This is a genomic window from Monashia sp. HAY1-2A (assembly GCF_056755315.1).
In genome coordinates this window covers 1-1,386 of the sequence record NZ_JBNDHY010000295.1, presented here as the reverse complement: position 1 = coordinate 1,386, position 1,386 = coordinate 1, and the positions used below count along the sequence as shown (strand labels likewise).

At 75.5% G+C, this 1,386-nt stretch carries 1 protein-coding gene; it reads left to right on the top strand.

Features of this window, described 5'->3' with window-relative positions:
- On the top strand, positions 1-1,386 hold a 1,386-nt coding region (locus tag ACPYOM_RS21920), incomplete at both ends, for an FAD-dependent oxidoreductase (protein ID WP_481347576.1).

Below are 1,386 nucleotides of genomic sequence, written 5' to 3'. Positions count from 1 at the left end.
TCCGTCGTCGGCAGCGTCAGATGTGTATAAGAGACAGGCCTACAACCGCGTGCTCCTGTCGACGGTCGTGGCCGGGACCATCGGCCCGCGCGAGACGCGCCTCAAGCCGAACGGCTGGTGGGCGGCGCACGACGTCGTGGTCCGCACCGGCGTCCGGGTGAGCTCGCTCGACCTGGAGGCCCGCACCGCCACCCTCACCCCCGCGCCCCTCGTGTCAACCCGTCCGGACGCCCGGCCCGCCGGCGGTTCGGAGGTGCTTGGGTGGGACGAGCTCGTGCTGGCCACCGGCAGCGACGCCTTCGTGCCGCCCATCAGCGGTGCCGAGGAGGACGCGTCGGTCGTCGCGTTCCGCACCCTCGACGACGCCGAGCGGCTCGTGGCCGCAGCGGGTGCCGCGCACCACGCCGTCGTCGTCGGCGGCGGGCTGCTCGGCCTCGAGGCCGCGCGGGGCCTGCTCGGGCGCGGCGTGCACGTCACGGTCGTCCACCCCGCCGAGCACCCGATGGACCGGCAGCTCGACGCGGACGGCGGCAGCGTCCTCGCCCGGGTCGTCCAGGGCCTCGGGGCACGGCTGGCGCTCGGTCGGCAGGTCACCGAGCGTCGGCCGGCGACGGCCGACCACCCCGCCGCCGTGGTCCTCGACGACGGGACGACGCTGGCCGCCGACCTCGTCGTCGTCGCGGCCGGCGTCCGCCCCCGCGTCGACCTCGCCCTGGCCGCCGGTCTGGAGGTGGGCCGCGGCGTGGTCGTCGACGACCGGCTCCGCGCCTCCCACCCCCACGTCCACGCCATCGGCGAGTGCGCGGAGCACCGCGGCGAGGTGCCCGGGCTCGTGCAGCCCGGCTGGGACCAGGCCCGGGTCCTCGCGGACGTGCTGAGCGGTGCCGACCCCGACGCCACCTACGCAGGCACGAGCGTCGTCACCCGGCTCAAGGCGCCCGACGTCGACCTGACGAGCATGGGACGCGTCGACGTCGGCGTCCACGACGCCGGCCACGAGGTGCTCGCCTTCACCGACCCCGTGCGCGGCCGGTACGCCAAGCTCGTGCTGCGCTCCGACCGGCTCGTCGGGGCGATCCTCCTCGGCGTCGGGGACGCGGCCGGGCCGCTGACCCAGCTGTACGACACCGGGGCCGCCGCGCCCCGGGACCGGTTGGCGCTCATGCTGGGTCGGGCCGTCACCCGCAGCGGAGGGGCCGAGAGCGTCAACCTCGCCGAGATGCCCCGGTCGGCCGTCATCTGCCGCTGCAACACCGTGACGAAGGGTGCCATCGTCGACGCGTTCCGCAGCGGCGCCGACACCTTGCCGGCTCTCGCCGAGACCACCCGCGCCACCACCGGGTGCGGGTCTGTCTCTTATACACATCTGACGCTGCCGACGACGGA